This window comes from Pseudomonas sp. GL-R-26, assembly GCF_019947365.1.
Classification (GTDB): Bacteria; Pseudomonadota; Gammaproteobacteria; order Pseudomonadales; family Pseudomonadaceae; genus Aquipseudomonas.
In genome coordinates, this window is the sequence record NZ_JAGYGI010000003.1 from 143029 (window position 1) to 167774 (window position 24746).

The window sequence follows — 24746 nt, forward strand, 5'->3', positions numbered from 1 at the left end:
TGCTTACAGCCCGGACTTCAGGCTCGCTTCCAGGTATTCGTCGATGTCGCCATCGAGCACCTTGTCACAGTCGCTGCGTTCAATGTTGGTACGCAGATCCTTGATCCGCGAGGCATCGAGCACGTACGAACGGATCTGATGACCCCAGCCGATATCGGACTTGGTGTCTTCCAGCGCCTGGGACGCCGCGTTGCGCTTCTGTATTTCCTGCTCGTACAACCTGGCCCGCAGCATTTTCATGGCGGTGTCTTTGTTGGCGTGCTGGGAACGTTCGTTCTGGCAGCTGACCACGGTGTTGGTCGGTACGTGGGTGATACGTACGGCCGAGTCGGTGGTGTTTACGTGCTGACCACCGGCACCCGAGGAACGATAGGTGTCGATCCGCAAGTCTGCCGGGTTGATTTCGATTTCCACCTTGTCATCGATCTCAGGCGAGACGAACACCGCGGAGAACGAGGTGTGGCGACGGTTGCCGGAATCGAACGGGCTCTTGCGCACCAGACGGTGCACGCCGATCTCGGTCCGCAACCAGCCAAACGCGTATTCGCCCTTGATGTGCACGGTCGCGCCCTTGATCCCGGCGACTTCACCGGCGGACAGTTCCATGATGGTCGCGTCGAAACCGCGTTTGTCGGCCCAGCGCAGGTACATGCGCAGCAGAATGTTGGCCCAGTCCTGGGCTTCGGTGCCGCCGGAACCGGCCTGGATGTCCAGGTAGGCGTTGTTCGGGTCCATTTCATGGCTGAACATGCGGCGGAATTCCAGCTTGGCCAGACTTTCCTCGAGACGGGCCAGTTCGGCGACGACATCGCCCACTGCGCCTTCGTCGTTTTCTTCGACGGCCATGTCCAGCAGGTCGCGGCAATCGGCCAGACCGGTGTTCAATTCGTCCAGGGTATCGACGATCTGCGCCAGCGCAGCGCGCTCACGGCCCAGTTCCTGGGCGTATTCAGGTTTGTTCCAGACACTCGGATCTTCAAGCTCGCGATTGACTTCGGTCAGACGCTCATGCTTTTGATCGTAGTCAAAGATACCCCCGAATAGTTTCGGAGCGCTCGGACAGGTCCTTGATGGTGTTCAGGATCGGGTTGATTTCCATGACGGGCAGCACTCGTTGGCGAACTTTTGAAAGCCGGCGAGTATACCGTAATCAAGCGCCCCCGGCAGCCCGCATGGCGGGTTTACCGGCGAATGGTTTCAGTCAGCGGCCACCTGCCAACTGCAAATCAAGCAGTCACCACCCACCTGTGGCGAGGGGGCTTGCCCCCGTTCGGCTGCGAAGCAGTCGTAAAACCAGTCAATGCGGTATGTCTGGCAGACATAGGCGGCGGTTTTGGGGCCGCTTCGCGACCCAATCGGGGCGGTGCGGCGATCCGACAAGCCCCCTCGCCACAGGTTCATCACCATCAGGTCGAGCGTTACTCGACCCCCACCTGATTACGCCCATTGTTCTTCGCCGAATACAGCCCCTTGTCCGCCGCTGAAATCAGATCACGGCAGTTGCTGCCCGCTTTCGGCGTGATGGTCGACAGGCCGATGCTGATGGTCAGGCTCGAACCTTCGGTTGGCGAGGTATGCGGGATCTTCAGGGCGGCCACGGTCTGGCGCAGCTTCTCGGCCACCAGCCGTGCACCGCCCTGGGAGGTGTTGGGCAGTACCAGAGCAAACTCTTCGCCGCCGTAGCGGGCCGGCAAGTCCGAAGGACGGGCGCTGGCGTCCTTGATCGCCGTGGCGACCTTGCGCAGGGCTTCATCGCCTTCCAGGTGGCCGAAGCTGTCGTTGTAGGCCTTGAAATAGTCCACGTCGATCATCAGCAACGACAACTGGCTCTGCTCACGCAGCGAACGGCGCCACTCCAGCTCCATGTATTCATCGAAGTGCCGACGGTTCGACAACCCCGTCAGGCCATCGGAGTTCATCAGGCGTTGCAGCACCAGGTTGGTGTCGAGCAATTGCTGCTGACTGACGCGCAACGCGCGGTACGCCGCGTCCCGTTGCAGCAGGGTCATGTAGGAGCGCGAGTGATAGCGAATGCGTGCGACCAGTTCGATGTTGTCCGGCAGCTTGACCAGATAATCGTTGGCCCCGGCGGCGAAGGCCGCGCTCTTGATCAGCGGATCTTCCTTGGTCGACAGAACGATGATCGGAATGTCCTTGGTCGCCGGGTGATTGCGGTACTCGCGCACCAGGCTCAGACCGTCCAGCCCCGGCATGACCAGATCCTGCAGGATCACTGTCGGCTTGATGCGCACCGCGTGGGCGATGGCCTGGTGCGGATCGGCGCAGAAGTGGAAATCGATGTTCTCTTCGTTCGACAGTCCACGACGCACGGCTTCGCCGATCATGGCCTGATCGTCCACCAGTAACACCATGGCGGCGTTTTCGTCGGTCTTGAAGTCGTCGAGCTGTAATTCATTCATGTGCGGTCACCTGAGTACTACCTGAGCCAGGAATGAGGGAAAAAGTGCTCATTTGGCGAAAATCTCCAGCAATCGTGGCGCTATCTTGTCCAGCGGGCGAATCTCCACGGCAGCGTCGATGGCTGCGGCCGCCTTCGGCATGCCGTACACCGCACTGCTGTTTTGGTCTTGTGCGATGGTCAGGTAGCCCTGTTGGCGCATGAGTTTAAGCCCTTGGGCGCCATCACGTCCCATGCCTGTAAGCAAAACTCCTACGGCGTCGCCATTCCAGTAACTGGCCACGCTCTCGAAGAACACATCGATGGAGGGCCGGTAGATCTCGTTGACCGGTTCGGCGGTGTAGGCCAGCGTGCCGTTTTTGAGCAAGCGAATATGATGATTGGTGCCGGCCAGCAACACCGTGCCGCCTTGCGGCGGCTCGCCCTCCTGGGCCAGGCGCACGTCGAGGCCGCTGGCGCTGCCGAGCCACTCGGCCATACCGGCGGCAAACACCTGGTCAACGTGCTGCACCAGCACGATGGCCGGAGAGAAATCACGCGGCAGTCCCTTGAGCAAGACTTCCAGCGCTGCCGGCCCACCCGCGGATGAGCCAATGGCGATCAGGCTCTGGCGAGAGCCCGAACTGCGCAACGGTGCCGGCGTCGAGCGCGGGCTGTTGCCCTTGTCGCCGATCAGCCAGACGATGTTCATGATCTTGCGCAACAACGGCGCGGCCGCTTCCTGGGCATTGCCGGCGCCGAGGGCCGGGGTGTCGACCACGTCCAGCGCACCGTGGCCCATGGCCTCGAACACCCGGTGCACGTTCTGCTGGCGATCCACGGTGACGATGACGATGGCACAGGGGGTCTCGGCCATGATCCGCCGCGTAGCCTCGACGCCATCCATTACCGGCATGATCAGGTCCATCAGAATCAGGTCCGGCGTGTCCAGCGCGCACTGGCGCACCGCTTCGGCACCATTGCCGGCGACCCAGACCACCTCGTGGGCCGGCTCGAATGCCAGGGCGCGGCGCAGGGCCTCCACCGCCATGGGCATGTCGTTGACGATTGCGATCCTCATGCCCGCGCTCCTCCAATGAGCTCAACCACTGCATCGAGCAAGGCGTCGTCATGAAAACTGGCCTTGGCTAGATAATAGTCGGCCCCGGCATCCAGTCCACGGCGCCGGTCCTCTTCACGATCCTTGTAGGACACCACCATCACCGGCAGCGATTGCAGGCGATTGTCCCGACGCAGCAGCGTGACCAATTCGATGCCGTCCATGCGCGGCATATCAATGTCGGTGATCAGCAGATCGAAATCCTCCGAACGCAGCGCGTTCCAGCCGTCCATGCCGTCCACCGCAACCGCCACGTCGTAGCCGCGATTGAGCAACAGCTTGCGCTGCAACTCTCGCACGGTCAGGGAATCATCCACCACCAGAATTCGTTTGCGGGCCGCCTCGACCACCTGATTGCTGTGGCGGGCAATGCGCTCCAGGCGACCGGTGTTGAGCAGCTTATCCACCGAACGCAGCATGTCTTCGACGTCGACGATCAGCACCACCGAGCCGTCGTCGAGCAGGGCCCCGGCGGAAATGTCCTGCACCTTGCCCAGACGCTCATCCAGCGGCAGCACCACCAAGGTCCGCTCACCGATAAACCGCTCCACGGCCACGCCGTAGATCGCATCGCGCTCGCGAATCACCACGACCTTCAGGGTTTGCCCGCTGTTCTGGCTGGCCGGACGTTGCAACAACTGACTGGCCGCCACCAGGCCGACATGCCGGCCTTCGTGCCAGAAATGCTGGCGGCCTTCGACCTGCACGATATCCGCCGGCTCCAGGTCGCACATGCGCTCAATGTGCGCCAGCGGGAAGGCATAGGCTTCGTCGCCGACTTCCACCACAAGGCTGCGCACCACCGACAGGGTCAGCGGCACCTCGAGGTGGAAACGACTGCCCTCGCCCGCCGTCTGCTCCAGCACCACCGCGCCGCGCAACTGCCGGACCATGTGCTGCACCGCATCCAGGCCGACGCCGCGACCGGACACCTCGGTGACCGTGTCCCGCAGACTGAAACCGGGCAGGAACAGGAACGTCAGCAATTCCTCTTCGCTCAACTGCGCGGCGGTTTGCGCGGGCGACAAACTTCGTTCAACGATGCTGCGACGGACCTTTTCCAGGTCCACGCCGTTACCGTCATCGCTCAGTTCAAGCACCAGCAAACCGGCCTGATGAGACGCGCGCAGGCGAATCAAACCTTCCGCCGGCTTGCCCGCCAGCAGGCGTTGCTCCGGGGTCTCGATGCCGTGGTCGACCGCGTTGCGCAACAGGTGAGTCAGCGGCGCTTCGAGCTTTTCCAGTACGTCGCGATCGACCTGGGTCTTTTCGCCTTCAATCTCCAGCCGCACCTGTTTGCCCAGATCGCGCCCCAGATCCCGGACCATCCGCACTTGCCCGGTCAGCACATCGGCAAACGGCCGCATGCGACAGGCCAGCGCCGTGTCGTATAACACTTGCGCCCGCTGGCTGGCATGCCAGGCGAACTCATCGAGTTCGGCGTTCTTTTCAATGAGCAATTGCTGGGATTGCGCGAGCAGCCGCCGCGCATCCTCAAGGGCTTCCTGGGCCTCCAGGCTCAAGGCGTGATCCTTGAGATGCACATTGAGATTCTCCAGTGCGCGCAGGCTGTTGCTCTGCATGCGCTTGAGTCGCTGCATGGTCGCCAGGTGCGGTTTGAGCCGCAGGGTTTCCACCAGGGATTTGCTCGACAGATCGAGCAGGCTGTTCAGGCGCTCGGCGGTAACACGCAGCACTCGCTCGCCGTTTTCGGTGGTGCGTTTGGTCTTGCGCGGGGTCGGCGCCGATGGCGGTTCGACGGCAGGCACCGGCGGCTCGACCCTTGGCGACGGCGCTTCGAGCTGAAGTTCGGCCATCACCGGTGCGGAAGGCGCAACCAGCGGGGCCGTCGGGTCCAGCAATCGCGCCATCAACGCCACGTAGACCTCGATGTCCGCGGCCTCCGGGTTGTTATTCGGCGTGGCGATACGCATCAGCAAATCAGTGCCTTGCAGCAACGCATCGATGTGCTCGGGGCGCAGCAACAGGCGGCGTTCCTGGGCACTGACCAGGCAATCTTCCATCACATGGGAGACGCTGACCCCGGCGTCGACACCGACGATCCGCGCCGCGCCCTTGAGCGAGTGCGCAGCGCGCATGCACGATTCAAGTTGATCGGCCTGGGTCGGGTCGCGCTCAAGCGCCAGCAGGCCGGCGCTCAAGACCTGGGTCTGGGCTTCGGCCTCCAGGCTGAACAGCTCCAGCAGAGAGGCGTCGCGCATTTGCTCGGGGGTCATGTGAGACTCCGGGTCACGGCGGACAGCAGCTGTTCTTCATCCAGCCAACGCAGGCTGCGACCTTTGAATTGCAACACGCCACGGGTGTATTTGGCACTGGCCTGGGCACCCGAGCGCGATGCGCTATCGAGAATGCGCTCGTCGATGGCGTGAATCCCGTCGACCTCATCCACCGGCACCACCACCGGCCCGCCATCGGCGGCGATGATCAACATGCGTGGCATGACCCGCGTGCCGGACACCGCGTTGCCAGTGCTGTCGAGCCCCAGCAACTCCACCAGCGACAGGCAGGCGACCAGCGCGCCGCGCACATTCGCCACGCCGAGCAAGGCCCGGGAACGTTGATGCGGCAAAGAGTGAATCGCTTGCAGCGGCGCCACCTCTACCAGGCTTCGGGTCGCGAGCCCCAGCCACTCTTCACCCAGACGGAACATCAACAGCGAGCGGGTTTTCACCTCGTTTTCTAGCGCAACGGACACGATCCCGCGATCTTCCTGCTGCAACGCATAGCGATCGAGCAAGCGTGTGGCGGCCGCCGAATACACCGCACAATTGCGGCAATGAATATGCTCGCTGAGTAGCGGGCAGGACTTGTCGCCGTGGATACCGATGCGGTTCCAGCAATCGTCGATGGCCTGGGCATCCCGGGTGACGCTAAAGGTGTCGGAGGCAATCATCGTTTACGCTCACTGTCGGCGAAACGTGCGCTGCGGGCGGCACGCTCCTGCAATCGTCTGGCTCCCATCGCGTCGCCCTGGGCCTGCAGCAACCCGGCAAGGTGCATCAACGCTTCGGGATGTTGCGGTTCGAGGTACAACGCCTTGCGATAAAAACCCTGGGCTTCAAGGGTATTGCCGGCCACATCGCTGAGCAGTCCCAGCCAATAAAAGACCTGGGCCACCGGCTCATGGCTGCGCAAATAGCTTTCACACGCCGCTCGCGCCTCGGCGCTTTTGCCTTCATCGGCCAGCACGGCGATATTGGCCAGCAGCGCGGCAGTGTCGGCGCCGGAGATTGCAGGTGCAGGCCGCAGCGGCGCAACCCGGACAAACGGACGGCTGCGCACTGGCGCAGGCGGCGGATTGCGCAGCGGTTGCGGCACTGGCAATGGCGCTGGAACGAATGCCGGCAAGGGTTCAGGGTCCGCAGTGCCCTGTCGACTGAACGCAAAGGACTGCGGGATGCCGATCGAGCGCATCCCCAAACGCCCCAGCAGACTGCCTTCGGCCGGCCCGATAAACAGCACGCCGTCTACATGGGTCAGGCACTTGAGCACTTCGAAGACCTGCTTCTGGGTCGGCTGGTCGAAATAGATCAGCAGGTTGCGACAAAACACGAAATCAAAGGACGGTTCACCGGCCAGCAAGGCCGGATCCAGCAGATTGCCAACCTGCAGGCGCACTTGCTCGAGCACCCGCTGATCGAGGCGATAGCTCTCGCCTTCGGCAATGAAATGACGGTCGCGAAATGCAATGTCGTCACCCCGAAAGGAATTCTTGCCGTACAACGCCCGCCGGGCTCTTTCCACTGATAACGGGCTGACGTCCAGGCCATCGACCTTGAACTGGTGCGGTTTGAGCCCGGCATCGAGCAACGCCATGGCGATCGAGTACGGTTCTTCGCCGGTGGAGCACGGCAGGCTGAGAATCCGCAGTGCGCGCAGGTTGTTGATCTCGGCCAGACGCTTGCCAGCCAGTTTCACCAGGGTGACGAAGGATTCCGGATAACGAAAAAACCAGGTTTCCGGAACGATCACCGCTTCGATCAAAGCCTGCTGCTCGTCCCGCGAGCCCTGTAAGGTGCGCCAATACTCATCGGCCGAGACTGCTTGCGAAACGATGCTGCGCTGGCGCACCGCTCGCTCGATGATCGCAGGCCCCACCGAGGTCACGTCGAGTCCGATAGTTTCCTTGAGGAAGTCGAAAAAACGCTGGTCGCTGTTCATGGCCGCTCCTGCAGCAGCGCCGAATCCATAGGCGGCGAGGGAAACAACAAGGCGCGCACCTGATCGTCCAGCAGATCGCCGACCCGCACCCATTGCAGCAAGCCCTGCTCGTCCTTGCGCACCGGCCCGAGGTAGGGCGTCTGGCGATTGTCCAGGCCGTAGGGCTGAAAATCCGCCGGATCGCAGCGCAAGGTGTCAGTCGCCTGCTCCAGAATCAGTCCGAGCAGCTGCGTCTCGGCGGTTTCATCCGGGCGATAGTTGACCAGCACCAGTCGCGTGCTGGTACGGGCCTGTGCAGGCATGCCAAAGGTCAGTGCGCTCAAGTCGATCACTGGCACCACCGAGCCCCGATAGGCGAACACCCCGGCGACCCATACAGGCGCATGGGGAACAGGCTTCAACGGCAGGCGCGGCAGCACTTCAGCCACTTCGATAGCCTTCAAGGCATAGCGTTCGTTACCGATGCGAAACACCAGAAACAAGGCTTGCAGCGCCTGCTTCACGGCAGAGCGTTTGGCCGTGATTTCGCTCATCAGACTTTGAATCGCGAAACGCCGCTGCGCAGCCCAACGGCCACCTGGCTCAGCTCATCGATGGCGAAACTGGCCTGGCGCAAAGACTCAACGGTCTGGCTGCTGGCATCACCCAACTGCACCAGCGCGTGGTTTATCTGCTCGGCACCGGTGGCCTGGGCCTGCATGCCTTCGTTGACCATCAGCACCCGCGGTGCCAGCGCCTGGACCTGATGGATGATCTGCGACAACTGCTCACCGACCTGCTGCACCTCGGACATGCCGCGACGCACCTCTTCGGAGAACTTGTCCATGCCCATGACCCCGGCCGATACCGCCGACTGGATCTCGCGGACCATTTGCTCGATGTCGTAGGTGGCCACGGCCGTCTGGTCCGCCAAGCGCCGTACTTCGGTGGCGACCACGGCAAAACCGCGTCCGTATTCCCCGGCCTTCTCGGCCTCGATGGCGGCGTTGAGCGACAACAGGTTGGTCTGGTCGGCGACCTTGACGATGGTCACCACCACCTGATTGATGTTGCCGGCCTTCTCGTTGAGGATCGCCAGCTTGGCGTTGACCAGATCGGCCGCGCCCATCACCGAGTGCATGGTTTCTTCCATGCGCGCCAGGCCCTGCTGCCCGGAGCCGGCGGCCACGGAAGCCTGATCGGCGGCGGTGGAGACCTCGGTCATGGTGCGCACCAGATCCCGGGAAGTGGCGGCGATCTCACGGGAGGTCGCACCGATTTCCGTGGTGGTGGCGGCAGTTTCGGTGGCGGTGGCTTGTTGCTGCTTGGACGTTGCGGCGATCTCGGTCACCGACGTGGTCACCTGCACCGACGAACGCTGGGCCTGGGACACCAGAGAAGTGAGCTCGGACATCATGTCGTTGAAACCGGTCTCTACCGCGCCGAATTCGTCCTTGCGCTCCAGGTTCAGGCGGCTGCTGAGGTCGCCGGTGCGCATGATTTCAAGGATTTTCACGATGCGGTTCATCGGCGCCATGATGGCGCGCATCAATAGCAAACCGCAGAGGCCGGCAGCCAGGACGGCCACCAGCAGGGAAATGCCCATGCTGATTTTTGCCGAAAGCACGGCGTCGTCGATGGCGGCCATTTCGTGGTCGGCCACCAATTTGTTTTCGCGGAGGATTTCGTTGAGCTTCGTGCGACCTGCGGTCCAGACCGGGGTCAGTTGCTCGGTGAACAACTTGACGGCCTCGGCTTCCTGGTTGCGGCTGTGCAGATCGAGCACTGCCGTCAGAATCCTGCTGAACTCCTCGTGCCGTTGTTCGAAAGCGGCAAACTCGACCTTGTCTTCATCGGTCGTGATGGTGTTGCGGTAGTTACCTATCTGCTCCAGCAGACGCGCTTCGAAAGCCTTGAATTCCGCAGCGTCTTCGCTGCTGATGCCCTGCCCTTCTTTCAATCCGAGCAATTCCTGAGTCTGCAGGAAAGTGTCGACCCAAGCGCTGCGAATCATCGAGCTGTAATAAACCCCCGGCAAAGCGTCGTCCCGCACGCTGGCTTCGCTCTCTTCGATCCTCAGCAATCGCGAATAGGAGAGGACCACCATCAGCAACATGATGGCGATAATTACCGCAAAGCTCGCCAAAATGCGTTGGCGTAACGTCCAGTTCTTCACAGTCAATCCTCGGGGCCTGATTCGAAATGCGGGGAGTATAGCCGAGGGCGGTGTTTCATTTATAAGACGGTGCGCACCGCTTCTCATCCCGTTGAAAAAAGGCGCGATGGGCTCTGGGTTGGGACTGTCCGCTAATGAAGGGGATGGGTGCCTGGGGTGATTGGGCAGAAAGGGACCATGCAATGGTCATTGGGGAGGTGTTGTGGCCGAAAACGCCATCGCGAGCAAGCTCGCTCCCACATTGAATATCTAGCGTACACAGAAACTGTGATCACTGAAGATCCCGTGTGGGAGCGAGCCTGTTCGCGAATGCAGTCTGAAGGTTTACAGGGAAGCCTGGCGAACCTGCTTCTCCAGCTCGCCCTTCAACCCCGGCTCCAGCTTGAGCTGGCGCGCCAGCTCATCGAGGTAGGCCTTCTCCATGAAGTTTTCCTCGTCCACCATCATCACGCTGGCGATGTACATCTCGGCGGCGATTTCCGGGGAGCGGGCGGCGCGGGCGACATCGCCCGGGTCCAGTGGCTTGTTGAGCTCGGCGTGCAGCCAGTGTTGCAGCTCCTGGTCGTTGTCGAGCCGGGTGAATTCGCCTTCGATCAAGGCCCGCTCACGCGCATCGACATGACCGTCAGCCTTGGCCGCGGCCACCAGCGCCTTGAGAATCGCCTGGCTGTGCAGTTCGACTTGCGCGGCCGGCACGCGGTCCAGGGTTTGCGGTTCCGTAGCGGCTGCACCGCCCTGTTGCGCCTGCCAGTTGCCATAGGCTTTATAAGCCAGCGCGCCCAACGCGGCGAGACCGCCGTAGACCGCAACCTTGCCCCCGACTTTACGGGCCTTTTTGCTGCCGAGCAGCAAACCCATGGCGCCTGCCGCCAATGCCCCGCCGCTCGCGCCGGAGAGCAAGCTACCGAGGGCACTGATGCCACCGCTCGCGCTCTTTTGCTGTGAGCTGCCGGCCTTGTTCTGCAACAGGTCCTGGCCGGACTTGAGTAGTTGATCGAGCAATCCACGGGTGTTCATTTACCGCCTCCACAAGACGTTTAACCTGAAACCAGAACCACCAGCCTAAAACGAAAGTGCCCACGTCCCGTGGGCGAGAGTGCTTCCAGATGTTGCATTGCCGCTTGCGCCGGCCTATCAGAAAAAAAGATATACACTCTCGCCAATCGATAAAAACAGCCCACCGGGTACTTTCCCATGATGACCTTGCGTCAGATCCGTCACTTCATCGCCGTGGCCGAGACCGGCTCGATCTCGGCCGCCGCGCAAACCGCGTTCATTTCCCAGTCGACCCTGACCCTGGCGATCCAGCAACTGGAGGAGGAAATCGGCGTCAGCCTGTTCAGCCGCCACGCCAAAGGCATGACCCTGACCCACCAGGGGCATCAATTCCTGCGTCAGGCGCACTTGATCCTGGCCACCGTGGATAACGCCAAGCGCAGCCTGCAACAGAGCACCGACCAGGTCGCCGGGCAACTGATCGTCGGCGTGACCAGCCTGGTGGCCGGTTACTACTTGGCGGATTTGCTCACCCGCTTCCAGCGCGCCTACCCCAACGTGGAAATCCGCGTGATGGAAGATGAGCGCCCGTACATCGAGCATTTGCTGGTCAGTGGCGAGATCGATGTCGGCGTGTTGATCCTGTCCAACCTCGAAGACCGCCACGCCCTGCAGACCGAAGTACTGACCCACTCGCCGCACCGGCTATGGCTGCCGGCCCAGCATCCGCTGCTGGAACACGACAGCATCAACCTCGCCGACGTGGCCCGCGAGCCATTGATTCAACTGAACGTCGATGAAATGGACCGCAACGCCCAGCGCATGTGGTCGGCAGCCTCCTTGCAACCGCGCATCACCCTGCGCACCGCCTCGACCGAAGCGGTGCGAAGCCTGGTGGCCGCCGGTTTGGGCGTATCGATCCAGCCCGACATGACGTATCGCCCGTGGTCACTGGAGGGCGACATCATCGAAGCGCGGCCGATCGCCGACCTCAGCCAGACCCTGGATGTCGGCCTGGCCTGGCGTCGCGGCACCGCGCGGCCGGCGCTGGTAGACCCCTTCCTCACGGTCGCCCGCGAGCAACCCCACGGCGGGCGCAAGCCATCTATTTAATCGAACGCCACCTTCAGTATTTAGTATTTGTTGTCCTCGGGTCTGCGAACTAGTCTTGTTACATCTATATAAGACGGCCGGGCCCCAATTACTGGGAACACCATGGCCACACAAGAAAAGAGAACCCGAAAAATGGCTGGCGCGCAGACCCCGTTGTTCACCGCATTGTTGATTGATGGTGAATTAGTCGCCGGTCAAGGCTGCGTCGAGCCGATTCTCAACCCGGCTACCGGCGAAGTCGTCACGCAGATCGCCGAAGCCAGCACCGAGCAGGTCGAAGCCGCCATCCTCGCCGCCCATCGTGCCTTTGCCGGTTGGTCGCGGACCACGCCACAACAGCGTTCGAACCTGTTGCTGGAGATCGCCAACGCCATCGAAAAGAATGCCGACCTGCTGGCCCGCCTCGAATCCATGAACTGCGGCAAGCCGTTGCACCTGGCCCGTCAGGATGACCTGAGTGCCACGGTCGACGTGTTCCGCTTCTTCGCCGGTGCCGTGCGTTGCCAGACCGGCCAGCTCAGCGGCGAATACCTGCCGGGTTACACCAGCATGGTCCGTCGCGATCCTATCGGGGTCGTGGCGTCGATTGCGCCGTGGAACTACCCGATCATGATGGCCGCGTGGAAAATCGCCCCGGCCCTCGCCGCCGGCAACACCTTGGTGTTCAAGCCGTCCGAACACACGCCGCTGTCGATCCTGGCCCTGGCCCCGGCGCTGGCCGAGATCCTGCCGCGCGGTGTAATCAACATCGTTTGCGGTGGCGGCGAAGGTGTCGGCAGCCATCTGGTAAGCCATCCGAAGATCCGCATGGTGTCGCTGACCGGCGATATCGTCACCGGCCAAAAGATTCTCCAGGCCGCATCGAAGACACTCAAACGCACCCACCTCGAACTCGGCGGCAAGGCTCCGGTGATCGTCTGCAACGATGCCGACATTCAGGCCGTGGTCGAAGGCGTACGCACCTACGGCTACTACAACGCCGGACAGGATTGCACCGCCGCTTGCCGCGTTTACGCCCAGGCCGGGATTCATGACCGTCTGGTGGCCGAGCTCGGCGCGGCCGTCAGCAGCCTGCGCTTCGCCGGCAAACGCGACGCAGACAACGAAATCGGCCCGCTGATCAGCACCCGCCAGCGCGACCGCGTGGCCAGTTTTGTCGAGCGTGCCCTCGGCCAGCCGCACATCGAGCGGGTGACCGGCGCGGCGGTGCATTCCGGCGCCGGCTTCTATTACCAGCCGACCCTGCTGGCTGGCTGCAAGCAAAGTGACGAGATCGTCCAGCGCGAAGTGTTCGGGCCGGTGGTCACCGTGACCCGCTTCGAAGAGCTGGAACAAGCGGTGGACTGGGCGAACGATTCGGAATACGGCCTGGCCTCGTCGGTCTGGACGCAGAACCTCGACAAGGCCATGCAGGTCGCGGCGCGCTTGCAGTACGGCTGCACCTGGATCAACAGCCACTTCATGCTGGTCAGCGAAATGCCCCATGGCGGCCTGAAACGTTCGGGCTACGGCAAAGACCTGTCCAGCGATTCGCTTCAGGACTACAGCGTGGTGCGGCACATCATGGCCCGCCATGGCGAACATCTCTGACTACGCTAATAACAAGCCGCCAACGGCATGCTTCACCACGTTCAAAACACTGCCCCGACCATAATTAAAGAAGAGGGAATTCCAATGTTCGTGCACAAGACCGCACTGCTCAGTGCAATCACCACCGCGCTGCTGGCCAGCGCAAGTGTCCAGGCCGCCGAGCCGCTCAAAGCTGTCGGGGCGGGCGAAGGCCAACTGGATATTGTGGCCTGGCCCGGCTACATCGAACGTGGCGAGAGTGACAAGGCCTACGACTGGGTGACCGGTTTCGAGAAAGAAACCGGCTGCAAGGTCAACGTCAAGACCGCGGCCACCTCCGATGAAATGGTCAGCCTGATGGCCAAGGGCGGTTACGACCTGGTCACCGCGTCCGGCGATGCGTCCCTGCGCCTGATCGTCGGCAAGCGTGTGCAGCCGATCAACACCGCGTTGATCCCGAACTGGAAAAACCTCGACCCGCGCCTCAAGGATGGACCGTGGTACGTGGTCAACAAGCAGACCTACGGCACCCCGTATCAGTGGGGCCCGAACGTGCTGATGTACAACACCAACGTGTTCAAGACCGCGCCCACCAGCTGGGGCGTGCTGTTCAACGCGGAAAACCTGCCGGACGGCAAGCCGAACAAGGGCCGTGTGCAGGCCTATGACGGCCCGATCTACATCGCCGACGCGGCGCTGTACCTGAAGACCGCCAAGCCGGAACTGGGCATCCAGAATCCGTACGAACTGACCGAAGCCCAGTACAAGGCCGTGCTCGACCTGCTGCGCGCCCAGCAGCCGTTGATCCACCGCTACTGGCACGACACCACTGTACAAATGAGCGACTTCAAGAACGAAGGCGTGGTTGCCTCCGGTGCCTGGCCGTATCAGGTCAACGGCCTGATGAACGAGAAGCAGCCAATCGCCTCGACCATTCCGAAAGAAGGCGCCACCGGTTGGGCCGACACCACCATGATGCACGCCGAGGCCAAGCACCCGAACTGCGCCTACAAGTGGATGGACTGGTCGCTGCAACCGAAAGTCCAGGGAGACGTAGCAGCGTGGTTCGGCTCGTTGCCAGCGGTTCCGGCGGCGTGCAAAGAGAGCGAGTTGCTCGGCGCCGAAGGCTGCAAGACCAACGGATTCGACCAGTTCGACAAGATCGCCTTCTGGAAAACCCCGCAGGCTGAAGGCGGCAAGTTCGTGCCGTACAGCCGCTGGACCCAGGACTACATCGCGATCATGGGCGGCAGGTAAAAGTCATTCCGGTAGCTACTGCGCGTCGACCAGCCGCGCCCGGGCAGTGCTCGCCTCCTCACGTACTGACGTACGCTCCGGGGGCTGCGCGCTGGCCGGACACGGCTAATCGCCGCTCGCTACGCTCCCGAAACGACTTTATGTGATCGACGCTTTTCAAGAAGCAAAGCTGATTTTCGAATGACTGTTTTTTCAGAAGTCCAGGCAGGGCCGCTGCGACGGCCTTCGCCTTTTTGGAGCACCGCACCATGACGCTTGCAGTCCAGTTCACCAACGTTTCCCGTCTATTCGGTGAAGTGAAAGCCGTAGACCGGGTTTCCATCGACATCCAGGACGGCGAGTTTTTCTCCATGCTGGGGCCGTCCGGCTCGGGCAAGACCACCTGCTTGCGCCTGATCGCCGGTTTTGAACAACCGAGCGCAGGCTCCATCCGCATTCATGGCGAAGAGGCCGCCGGCCTGCCGCCGTACCAGCGCGACGTGAACACCGTGTTCCAGGATTACGCGCTGTTCCCGCACATGAACGTTCGCGACAACGTCGCCTACGGCTTGAAAGTCAAAGGCATCGGCAAGGCCGAACGCCTCAAGCGCGCCGAAGAATCCCTGGAGATGGTCGCCCTCGGCGGCTACGGCGAACGTAAGCCGGTGCAGCTCTCCGGCGGTCAGCGCCAGCGTGTGGCCCTGGCCCGCGCCTTGGTCAACCGTCCACGGGTGCTGCTGCTCGACGAACCCCTCGGTGCCCTTGACCTGAAACTGCGCGAGCAAATGCAGGGCGAGTTGAAGAAGCTGCAACGCCAGCTCGGCATCACCTTCATTTTCGTCACCCACGACCAGACCGAAGCGCTGTCGATGTCCGACCGCGTGGCCGTGTTCAACAAGGGCCGCATCGAACAAGTCGATAGCCCGCGTAACCTGTACATGAAACCGGCTACCACCTTCGTGGCGGAATTCGTTGGCACCTCCAACGTGATTCGCGGCGACTTGGCCAAGCAGCTCAGTGGCAATCCGCAGCCGTTCTCGATTCGTCCGGAACACGTGCGATTCGCCGAAGGCCCGCTGGCCAGCCACGAGATTGAAGTCAGCGGTTTGCTCCACGACATCCAATACCAGGGCAGCGCCACCCGCTACGAACTGAAACTGGAAAACGGCCAGACCCTGAACATCAGCCAAGCCAACAATCAGTGGATCGACAGCAGCTCGCAACACCAGACCGGGCAGCGCCTGAGCGCACGCTGGGCACGGGAAGCGATGGTCCATTTGCACGACACCCTTGCAGGCGGGGTGTGAGATGAGCACCTTGGCTATTACTCAAACCTCGTCAGGCGGCTCGCCGTTGCGCAGGTTTTCCAACCTGTTGTATCGCCGGCCGAACCTGTACCTGTCGATGCTGCTGGTGCCGCCGTTGCTGTGGTTCGGCGCGATCTACCTCGGCTCGTTGCTGACGCTGCTGTGGCAGGGTTTCTACACCTTCGATGACTTCACCATGGCGGTCACCCCTGACCTGACCCTGGCAAACTTCACCGCGCTGTTCCAGCCATCGAACTTCGACATCATCCTGCGCACCCTGGGCATGGCGATTGTGGTGTCGATTGCCAGCGCCATCGTCGCGTTCCCGATTGCCTACTACATGGCGCGCTACACCACCGGCAAGACCAAGGCGTTCTTCTACATCGCGGTGATGATGCCGATGTGGGCCAGTTACATCGTCAAGGCCTACGCCTGGACGCTGCTGCTGGCCAAGGGCGGCGTGGCGCAGTGGTTCGTGCAGCACCTGGGGCTGGAACCGGTCCTGCAGTTCGTGCTGGGCATTCCGGGCGTTGGCGGCAGTACCTTGTCGACCTCACACCTTGGCCGCTTCATGGTGTTCGTCTACATCTGGCTGCCGTTCATGATCCTGCCGATCCAGGCCTCGCTGGAACGCCTGCCGCCCTCGCTGCTGCAAGCCTCCGCCGACCTCGGTGCCAAGCCGCGCCAGACCTTCACGCAAGTGATTCTGCCGCTGTCGATCCCGGGCATTGCCGCAGGTTCGATCTTCACCTTCTCGCTGACCCTGGGCGACTTCATCGTGCCGCAACTGGTCGGCCCGCCCGGCTACTTCGTCGGCAGCATGGTGTATGCCCAGCAAGGCGCAATCGGCAACATGCCGATGGCCGCCGCCTTCACCCTGGTGCCGATCGTGCTGATCGCCATCTACCTGTCCATCGTCAAACGACTGGGGGCCTTCGATGCACTCTGAGAAAGCCTCAATAGGCCTGAAAATCGCAGCTTGGGGCGGGCTAGTGTTCCTGCACTTCCCGATCCTGATCATCTTCCTGTACGCCTTCAACACCGAAGACGCGGCATTCAGCTTTCCACCCAAGGGCTTCACTCTGAATTGGCTCAGCGTGGCGTTCTCACGGCCGGACGTGCTCGAAGCGATCAAGCTGTCGTTGCAGATCGCCTCGATTGCCACCCTGATCGCCATGATCCTCGGCACGCTGGCGTCCGCCGCGTTGTATCGCCGCGACTTCTTCGGCAAGCAAGGCATCTCGCTGATGCTGATACTGCCGATTGCCCTGCCGGGGATCATCACCGGGATCGCATTGCTGGCGACCTTCAAGACATTGGGAATCGAGCCGGGGATGTTCACCATCATCGTCGGCCACGCGACCTTCTGCGTGGTGATCGTCTACAACAACGTCATCGCCCGCTTGCGCCGCACCTCCCACAGTTTGATCGAGGCCTCGATGGACCTCGGCGCCGACGGCTGGCAGACCTTCCGCTACATCATCCTGCCGAACCTCGGCTCGGCGTTGCTGGCCGGCGGCATGCTGGCGTTTGCCCTGTCGTTCGACGAAATCATCGTCACCACCTTCACCGCCGGCCATGAACGCACCCTGCCGCTGTGGCTGCTCAACCAGCTCAGCCGCCCACGAGATGTGCCGGTGACCAACGTCGTGGCGATGCTGGTGATGCTGGTGACCATGCTGCCGATTCTCGGCGCCTATTACCTGACCCGTGGCGGCGAAAGCGTTGCGGGCAGTGGTGGGAAATAACCGAATAACCACTGAAGGAACCGAATCTCTGTAGGAGTGAGCCTGCTCGCGATGACTGACTGTCATTCAATAGTGATGTCGACTGTATGACCGCTATCGCGAGCAGGCTCACTCCTACATTTAGATCCGGTTCAGGCAGAAAAATAAAAGTGTTAGTGAGGACAGAACCATGCAAACCAAACTCTTGATCAACGGCCAACTGCAAGACGGCGAAGGCCCCGCCCAACCCGTATTCAACCCGGCCTTGGGCCGTGTGCTGGTGGACATCAACGAAGCCAGCGCAGCCCAGGTCGATGCCGCCGTACGCGCCGCCGACGCCGCGTTCGACAGCTGGTCGCATACCCCGCCGAAAGAGCGTTCGCTGCTGCTGCTCAAACTCGCCGATGTCATCGAAGCCCACGGCGAAGAGCTGGCCAAACTGGAGTCGGACAACTGCGGCAAGCCCTACAGCGCCGCACTGAACGACGAGATCCCGGCGATTGCAGACGTGTTCCGTTTCTTCGCCGGCGCCAGCCGTTGCATGAGCGGTTCGGCCGGTGGCGAATACCTGCCAGGGCACACCTCGATGATCCGTCGCGATCCGGTGGGCGTGATCGCCTCCATCGCGCCGTGGAATTACCCGCTGATGATGGTCGCCTGGAAAATCGCCCCGGCCCTGGCCGCCGGTAATACCGTGGTGCTCAAGCCGTCGGAACAAACCCCGCTGACCGCCCTGCGCCTGGCCGAGCTGGCGTCGGAGATCTTCCCGGCCGGTGTGCTCAACCTGGTGTTCGGCCGTGGTCCTACCGTCGGCAGCCCGCTGGTGAACCACCCGAAAGTGCGCATGGTGTCGCTGACCGGGTCGATTGCCACCGGTTCGAACATCATTTCCAGCACCGCCGACAGCGTCAAACGCATGCACATGGAACTGGGCGGCAAGGCCCCGGTGATCATCTTCGACGACGCCGACATTGACGCCGCCGTCGAAGGCATCCGCACCTTCGGTTTCTACAACGCCGGGCAAGACTGCACCGCTGCCTGCCGCATCTATGCCCAGGCAGGCATCTACGACAAGTTCGTCGAGAAACTCGGCGCCGCCGTCAGCAGCATCAAGTACGGCTTGCAGGATGATCCATCGACCGAACTCGGCCCGCTGATCACCGCGCAACACCGCGACCGCGTGGCCGGTTTCGTCGAGCGCGCCATCGCCCAGCCGCACATTCGTTTGATCACCGGCGGCAAGGCGGTTGAGGGCAATGGCTTCTTCTTCGAACCGACCGTGTTGGCCGATGCACAACAGGACGACGAAATCGTCCGTCGCGAAGTGTTCGGGCCAGTGGTGTCGGTGACCAAATTCAGCGATGAAGCGCAGGTGCTGGGTTGGGCCAACGACTCGGTCTACGGCCTGGCCTCCTCCGTGTGGACCGCCGACGTCGGCCGCGCCCATCGCCTGGCAGCGCGCTTGCAGTACGGCTGCACCTGGGTCAACACGCACTTCATGCTGGTCAGCGAAATGCCCCACGGCGGTCAGAAACTGTCCGGCTATGGCAAGGACATGTCCATGTACGGGCTGGAGGACTACACCGTTGTGCGGCATGTGATGTTCAAGCACTAAAAACCTTTCAGGCAAACCCGATCCCTGTGGGAGCGGGCTTGCTCGCGAAGGCGTCACCACGGTTCCAAGGAAGAAGCCGGTACCCAGCACCACCAGGCTCCACCCCAAAGAAGACAAAACAATAACCACCGATCCGGGCGGCGCTCCCAAAGCCCCGTCACGGTTTCGGACATCCGAAATCTGCCGATTTTCCGGAGCAATCACACATGAGTGCATCACCCGATCTCTCTGCAGCCCTTGCCGACAGCGATGCCGAGCAACTGCGCAAACTCGGTTACACCTCCAACTTCAATCGCAGCATGAGCCTGTGGGAAAACTTCGCCCTGGGCTTCACTTATCTGTCTCCGGTCGTAGGGGTTTATACCCTCTTCGGCCTGTGCCTCGCCGCCGGCGGGCCACCGATGTTCTGGGCTTACTTGCTGGTCGGTTGCGGCCAACTGCTGGTGTGCCTGATCTTCGGCGAAGTGGTTTCGCAGTTCCCGATTTCCGGCGGTGTGTACCCCTGGGCTCGCCGCTTGGTGGGCAAACGCTGGGCGTGGATCGTCGGCTGGATCTACTCCATCGCCCTGTGCGTCACTATCGCGGCGGTTGCAGTGGGTGCCGGTCCGTACCTCGCCGCCATGATGGGCTTTGAGCCGAGCAACAACACCAACATCATCATCGCCCTGTTCCTGACGCTGTTCGCCACCCTGGTCAACCTGAGCGGCACCAAAGTGCTGGCGCGAATCGCCATGTTCGGCTTCCTCTGCGAACTGGTGGGCGCGGTGATCGTCGGCGTTTACCTGCTGATTTTCGAGCGCCATCAACCCATCAGTGTGTTGTTCAACACCTTCGATATCAGCGTCGACGGCTCGTACCTGCCGGCCTTCCTCACCGCCTCGCTGGCGGGGATGTTCCTGTACTACGGCTTCGAGGCTTGCGGCGACGTGGCCGAAGAAACCCCGAACCCGAGCAAGAAAATCCCGGTGGCCATGCGCATGACCATCTACATCGGCGGCATCGCGGCGATGTTCGCCTGCCTGGCGCTGATCCTCGCCGTGCCGGACATGCAAGCGGTGATCAACGGTACCGACAAGGACCCGGTCACCACCATCCTCAACAACGCCTTCGGCCCGGTCGGTTCGAAAGTGGTGATGGGCGTGGTGATGATTTCCTTCATCTCCTGCGTGATCAGCCTGCAAGCGGCGGCCAGTCGTCTGCTGTATTCCTACGCCCGTGACGAAATGGTCATCGGCAGCCGACTGCTGAAGAAGATTTCCCCTACAACTCAAGTTCCAGTTGCCGCGCTGTTCGTGTCCGGTGTCCTGCCGGCACTGATCATCATCCTCGGCTTCTTCCTGCAAGACGCGGTCGCCACCATCGTCAGCTTCGCGGCCATCGGCATCTACCTGGCGTTCCAGATGATCGTGCTTGCGGCCCTGTACGCCCGCATGAAAGGCTGGAAACCGAGTGGCAAATTCACCCTCGGCGCCTGGGGCTGGGCGGTGAACATCGGCGCGCTGGTCTATGGTGTCGGTGCCATCATCAACATGGCCTGGCCACGCACCCCGGATGCCGCGTGGTACATCAACTACGCGATGGTGCTGAGCACTGCCATCGTGATTGGTCTGGGCCTGCTCTACATGTGGATCGCCAAGCCGTATGACCACGGTACGGCACCTGCGGGGGATGCGTGGAAGGTTAGTCACTAATGAAAATCGCCCCGGGATCAAGTGCGATCTCGGGGCGAGTTCTGCCCAGTGCAGACACAAGAAATTCCTACAGGCGCAGCCTTCCTGAAAAACCCTCGTTTCCTACAACAAGTGTCGCCAGAGTAGACTTGGCGCCGCGAGCGCCTGACCGATAGGCTTTGCTCCGTCGCTGCCAAATCAGCGGCCCGGAGTCGAAGCCGGAACAAGTCAAAACGGTGCTCGTGTGCCCCCATAGAACTGTGGCTGTTTTATGCCTTCAGTTCTGCTTTATGGCGGGCCGTGTGGCGCGGGCCTTCCGGCTTCCGTTTTGATTGGAAGTGTCCCGGCTTCGAACGTCACTCGGTCCGCCACCCAACCTGTCGAAGGGTTGGTGGCGACTTTCCAAGCCAAAACGGAAATCACGCCATGCCAATGCATCCTCAAAGCTCGCCTCTTCCCTATTTCGATCCCTCCGTCTTCACCCGCCACAACCGTTTCCTCCACGCCTTCATGCAAAACAACCAAGCTTGGTTCTGTGCCCAGGATCTGGGTCGCTTGATGGGCAAACCACTCAATGAACGCCTGACCCTGAAACTCGACCCCGACCAACGTCGCACCGTCTGGCTGCGCAAAGACGGCAAAACGGTCGAAACCCTGATGGTCAGCGAATCAGGCATGTACGCCTTGCTGGTCCACCACTCCGTCCCGGAAAACCGCAATCTGCGCCAGTGGTTGAGCAACGAAGTCATTCCCTCGCTGCGTGATGCGAAATCAGAGCCTGTGGAAAACCTGCCAAGCCTGAGCTCCTTGAATTGGGCCGGAGTTTCGGTGCCCTTGCTGCATTACCAACATCACGCCTGGATCAAGTGGCGAGACATGCCTGAGCTGATGCAGGTACAGCGCCCCTTCCCAATCGCGGGCACTTGCCGTTGAAGGGATAAATCGAGCTGATCAAAAAGGGACAGACTTCACAGTCCGTCCCTTTGGTTTGAGTCCTCTCAATTAATTGTCCTGCTGAATGAGTTACATCCACATGAACGAGACTCGCAGCGACAAACGAAACATCATCGAAATGATTCCATGTGATAGCTCGTTTGCAGAAGCGTATCTCCATAAGCTCGACCAGCAATCTGTCCGACAGCCAGCAATAGACGCTGGCATAGCCGACGCTGATGCAGGCAGGTTAACCAGCCTGGCCACCGTGAAGGCCAAATGGCTCTCACGGTAACCCGCCCTGCTCAAAACCGCGAAACACTCCTCATCGCATCCACCAGATACCTCATCGCGATCCTGTCGCTCTCCGACAGTTCCCGATAGCGTTCCACCAGTTTCATTTCCTCGCTATTGAGCCGGCGTCTTCGTCGCCCCAGGGCCAGACACGGAAAGATTCCCAACATTTCGGTGATGCCTTGTACTTTCGACATGGACGATGTCCTTCTAAACGTCAAAGAAAACTGCAAAAAAAACGCATCGCCCTCCCCCTTTTCAGCAGCCGCAATGTGCCGACTGAACCGCACCGGTCTTTCGGGCATAAACCGGTCATGTGTACAGAATAGAAATATTCCGGGCGCTGAAAAGCGGTTTTTAGAGTAATTAGTCGAAAAAAGCAGAAATGCCCTGTAAATCAGAAGCCCCTGTCGGAATTGTTTCCCGACATGTCTTGTTTCATTGCCGAGCCGGCGCAGTGCCATCAATCAATTTTGCTCTGCAATCGAACGGTTTAAGCTGTCGGGCATCTGTTTAAAAGTCCGTTGCGTTTGGCCGAAGGCATGTCCGAACCGATATTTCTGATCCAGCACGTGCCAGGAACGGCGCGGGATTGCTCAAGACAGGTTGTATTTATGCACCGCAGGAACTTGCTCAAAGCCTCCATGGCCATCGCGGCCTACACCGGTTTGTCCGCCACGGGCCTGTTGGCCGCCAAGGCCTGGGCCGCCAGCGGCGGCACCGCTGATGGCGAGGCCACCGCGTTCGATTTCGAGGCGCTCAAGCTCCAGGCCAAACAGCTCGCCAGCAATCGCTACCAGGACACCAAGCAGCAGTTGCCGCCGACCCTGGCGACCATGACGCCGCAGAACTTCAATGCGATCCGCTACGACGGCAATCATTCGTTGTGGAAAGAGCTCAAGGGCCAGTTGGACGTGCAGTTCTTCCATGTCGGCATGGGCTTCAAGCAGCCAGTGCGCATGTACAGCGTCGATCCGAAAACCCGCATGGCCCGCGAGGTGCATTTCCGCCCGTCGCTGTTCAACTATGAAAACACCACGGTCGACACCGCGCAGCTCAAGGGCGACCTGGGTTTCTCCGGCTTCAAGCTGTTCAAGGCCCCGGAACTGGACAAGCACGACGTCGTGTCCTTCCTCGGCGCCAGCTATTTCCGTGCGGTGGACGCCACCGGCCAGTACGGCTTGTCGGCCCGCGGACTGGCCATCGACACCTACGCCAAGAAGCGCGAAGAGTTTCCCGACTTCACCAAGTTCTGGTTCGAGACGCCGGACAAGGACAGCACCCGCTTCGTGGTCTACGCCTTGCTCGACTCGCCGAGCGCCACCGGTGCCTACCGCTTCGATATCGACTGCCAGGCCGAGCGCGTGGTGATGGAGATCGATGCCCACGTCAACGCACGCACCGCCATCGACCAACTGGGCATCGCGCCAATGACCAGCATGTTCAGTTGCGGCACCCACGAGCGCCGCATGTGCGACACCATTCACCCGCAAATCCACGACTCCGACCGCCTGGCCATGTGGCGCGGCAATGGCGAGTGGATCTGCCGCCCGCTGAACAACCCGGCCACCCTGCAATTCAATGCCTTCGCCGATACCGACCCGAAGGGCTTCGGCCTGGTGCAGACCGACCACGAGTTCGCCAGCTATCAGGACACCGTCGACTGGTACAGCCGCCGCCCGAGCCTGTGGGTAGAACCGACCACCGCGTGGGGCGAAGGCTCAATCGATCTGCTGGAGATCCCGACCACCGGCGAGACCATGGACAACATCGTCGCTTTCTGGACGCCGAAGAAACCGGTGGCTGCGGGGGATTCGCTGAACTACGGCTACAAGCTGTACTGGAGCGCATTGCCGCCAGTCGGAACGCCGTTGGCACGGGTCAACGCGACCCGTTCGGGCATGGGCGGTTTCACCGAAGGCTGGGCACCAGGCGAACATTACCCACCAGTCTGGGCCCGTCGTTTTGCCGTGGACTTCACCGGCGGCGGCTTGGACCGCTTGCCTGAAGGCGCGGGCATCGAGCCTGTAGTCACTTGCTCGAACGGCGAGGTCAAGGATTTCAGCGTGCTCAAGCTCGATGACATCAAAGGCTACCGCATCCTGTTTGACTGGTACCCGACCAGTGACAGCGTCGAGCCTGTCGAGCTGCGGCTGTTCATCCGCACCAACGACCGCACGTTGAGTGAAACCTGGTTGTATCAGTACTTCCCGCCAGCGCCGGACAAGCGCAAATACACCTGACACCCGAGTAGCACCCAGCCACCATTCGGTTTTCCGAACGCGACCTGCGGGTCGGTTCGGTTAACCGGACCATCTCACTGAAATTTCAACGCAAAAAATATTTATTTTCCTTATAAATCAATTACTTGATCAATTGAGACTGGTCTGGCACGAGTCATGCTCTACACTTCTTCGACGAATGTCCTTTG

The 24746-nt window shown here is 61.3% G+C and carries 20 protein-coding genes; 10 read left to right on the plus strand and 10 right to left on the minus strand.

The features are described 5' to 3' along the window. Nucleotides 1–3 precede the first annotated feature (3 nt). From prfB to KGA96_RS05440, 9 genes are all read right to left on the minus strand, one after another. Nucleotides 4–1099 (minus strand): peptide chain release factor 2 gene (gene prfB / locus KGA96_RS05400; RefSeq protein ID WP_185754790.1). Its coding sequence is split into 2 segments (ribosomal slippage): nucleotides 4–1026 and nucleotides 1028–1099, totalling 1095 coding nucleotides; the frame shifts between segments, so codons are not numbered across the junction. 319 nt (nucleotides 1100–1418) lie between these two features. Further along, nucleotides 1419–2420, minus strand: a complete 1002-nt coding sequence (locus KGA96_RS05405; RefSeq protein WP_046041070.1) for a PleD family two-component system response regulator — start codon at nucleotides 2418–2420, stop codon at nucleotides 1419–1421. Nucleotides 2421–2468: 48 nt separating this feature from the next. Continuing rightward, entirely contained in the window at nucleotides 2469–3479 is a 1011-nt protein-coding gene (locus KGA96_RS05410) for a chemotaxis response regulator protein-glutamate methylesterase (protein ID WP_046041068.1), read from the minus strand. Beyond that, nucleotides 3476–5755: a hybrid sensor histidine kinase/response regulator gene (locus KGA96_RS05415; RefSeq protein ID WP_046041067.1), complete on the minus strand. Its 2280-nt coding sequence runs from the start codon at nucleotides 5753–5755 to the stop codon at nucleotides 3476–3478. The genes KGA96_RS05410 and KGA96_RS05415 overlap by 4 nt, the downstream gene beginning before the upstream one ends. Beyond that, nucleotides 5752–6432: a chemotaxis protein CheW gene (locus tag KGA96_RS05420; protein ID WP_046041065.1), complete on the minus strand. Its 681-nt coding sequence runs from the start codon at nucleotides 6430–6432 to the stop codon at nucleotides 5752–5754. Before KGA96_RS05420 ends, KGA96_RS05415 begins: the two co-directional genes overlap by 4 nt. Beyond that, nucleotides 6429–7700, minus strand: coding sequence for a CheR family methyltransferase (locus KGA96_RS05425; RefSeq protein WP_046041064.1), 1272 nt, complete (start codon nucleotides 7698–7700; stop codon nucleotides 6429–6431). Before KGA96_RS05425 ends, KGA96_RS05420 begins: the two co-directional genes overlap by 4 nt. Next, nucleotides 7697–8233 carry a chemotaxis protein CheW gene (locus KGA96_RS05430; protein WP_046041063.1) on the minus strand — a complete coding sequence of 179 codons (537 nt, stop codon included), beginning with the start codon at nucleotides 8231–8233 and terminating at the stop codon, nucleotides 7697–7699. The genes KGA96_RS05425 and KGA96_RS05430 overlap by 4 nt, the downstream gene beginning before the upstream one ends. Further along, nucleotides 8233–9855 (minus strand): methyl-accepting chemotaxis protein, encoded by a 1623-nt coding sequence (locus KGA96_RS05435; RefSeq protein ID WP_046041062.1) that lies wholly within the window; start codon nucleotides 9853–9855, stop codon nucleotides 8233–8235. Before KGA96_RS05435 ends, KGA96_RS05430 begins: the two co-directional genes overlap by 1 nt. 324 nt (nucleotides 9856–10179) lie before the next feature. After that, nucleotides 10180–10872: a tellurite resistance TerB family protein gene (locus KGA96_RS05440; RefSeq protein ID WP_223511920.1), complete on the minus strand. Its 693-nt coding sequence runs from the start codon at nucleotides 10870–10872 to the stop codon at nucleotides 10180–10182. Nucleotides 10873–11049: 177 nt separating this feature from the next. Between KGA96_RS05440 and KGA96_RS05445 the strand changes: the two genes are divergently transcribed. The 9 genes from KGA96_RS05445 to KGA96_RS05485 all read left to right on the plus strand — a co-directional run bounded on the left by KGA96_RS05445 (nucleotide 11050) and on the right by KGA96_RS05485 (nucleotide 22021). Beyond that, nucleotides 11050–11964, plus strand: coding sequence for a LysR family transcriptional regulator (locus tag KGA96_RS05445; protein WP_007975056.1), 915 nt, complete (start codon nucleotides 11050–11052; stop codon nucleotides 11962–11964). A 102-nt stretch (nucleotides 11965–12066) separates the two neighbouring features. Then, nucleotides 12067–13554 carry a gamma-aminobutyraldehyde dehydrogenase gene (locus KGA96_RS05450; protein ID WP_080925318.1) on the plus strand — a complete coding sequence of 496 codons (1488 nt, stop codon included), beginning with the start codon at nucleotides 12067–12069 and terminating at the stop codon, nucleotides 13552–13554. An 84-nt stretch (nucleotides 13555–13638) separates the two neighbouring features. Next, the gene (ydcS, locus tag KGA96_RS05455) at nucleotides 13639–14790 is read left to right on the plus strand and encodes a putative ABC transporter substrate-binding protein YdcS (RefSeq protein ID WP_046041056.1); all 1152 of its coding nucleotides are present in this window, start codon (nucleotides 13639–13641) and stop codon (nucleotides 14788–14790) included. 248 nt (nucleotides 14791–15038) lie between these two features. Next, nucleotides 15039–16076 carry an ABC transporter ATP-binding protein gene (locus tag KGA96_RS05460; RefSeq protein WP_046041054.1) on the plus strand — a complete coding sequence of 346 codons (1038 nt, stop codon included), beginning with the start codon at nucleotides 15039–15041 and terminating at the stop codon, nucleotides 16074–16076. A gap of 1 nt (nucleotide 16077) precedes the next feature. After that, entirely contained in the window at nucleotides 16078–17025 is a 948-nt protein-coding gene (locus tag KGA96_RS05465) for an ABC transporter permease (protein ID WP_046041053.1), read from the plus strand. Then, nucleotides 17015–17824 carry an ABC transporter permease gene (locus KGA96_RS05470; RefSeq protein WP_223466584.1) on the plus strand — a complete coding sequence of 270 codons (810 nt, stop codon included), beginning with the start codon at nucleotides 17015–17017 and terminating at the stop codon, nucleotides 17822–17824. Before KGA96_RS05465 ends, KGA96_RS05470 begins: the two co-directional genes overlap by 11 nt. 169 nt (nucleotides 17825–17993) lie before the next feature. Further along, nucleotides 17994–19418 carry a gamma-aminobutyraldehyde dehydrogenase gene (locus KGA96_RS05475; protein WP_223511922.1) on the plus strand — a complete coding sequence of 475 codons (1425 nt, stop codon included), beginning with the start codon at nucleotides 17994–17996 and terminating at the stop codon, nucleotides 19416–19418. A 206-nt stretch (nucleotides 19419–19624) separates the two neighbouring features. Beyond that, nucleotides 19625–21109: an APC family permease gene (locus KGA96_RS05480; protein WP_046041047.1), complete on the plus strand. Its 1485-nt coding sequence runs from the start codon at nucleotides 19625–19627 to the stop codon at nucleotides 21107–21109. 405 nt (nucleotides 21110–21514) lie between these two features. Continuing rightward, a complete protein-coding gene (locus KGA96_RS05485; RefSeq protein WP_223511924.1) occupies nucleotides 21515–22021 on the plus strand; it encodes a Bro-N domain-containing protein in 507 nt (168 codons plus the stop codon). 305 nt (nucleotides 22022–22326) lie between these two features. On the opposite strand, the gene KGA96_RS05490 is transcribed toward KGA96_RS05485, so the two are convergent. Next, nucleotides 22327–22512 (minus strand): hypothetical protein, encoded by a 186-nt coding sequence (locus tag KGA96_RS05490; protein ID WP_046041279.1) that lies wholly within the window; start codon nucleotides 22510–22512, stop codon nucleotides 22327–22329. A gap of 417 nt (nucleotides 22513–22929) precedes the next feature. On the opposite strand from KGA96_RS05490, the gene KGA96_RS05495 reads away from it, so the two are divergent. After that, complete coding sequence (locus KGA96_RS05495; RefSeq protein WP_046041042.1) at nucleotides 22930–24558, plus strand: glucan biosynthesis protein D; 1629 nt, start codon at nucleotides 22930–22932, stop codon at nucleotides 24556–24558. The last annotated feature ends 188 nt before the right edge of the window (nucleotides 24559–24746 follow it).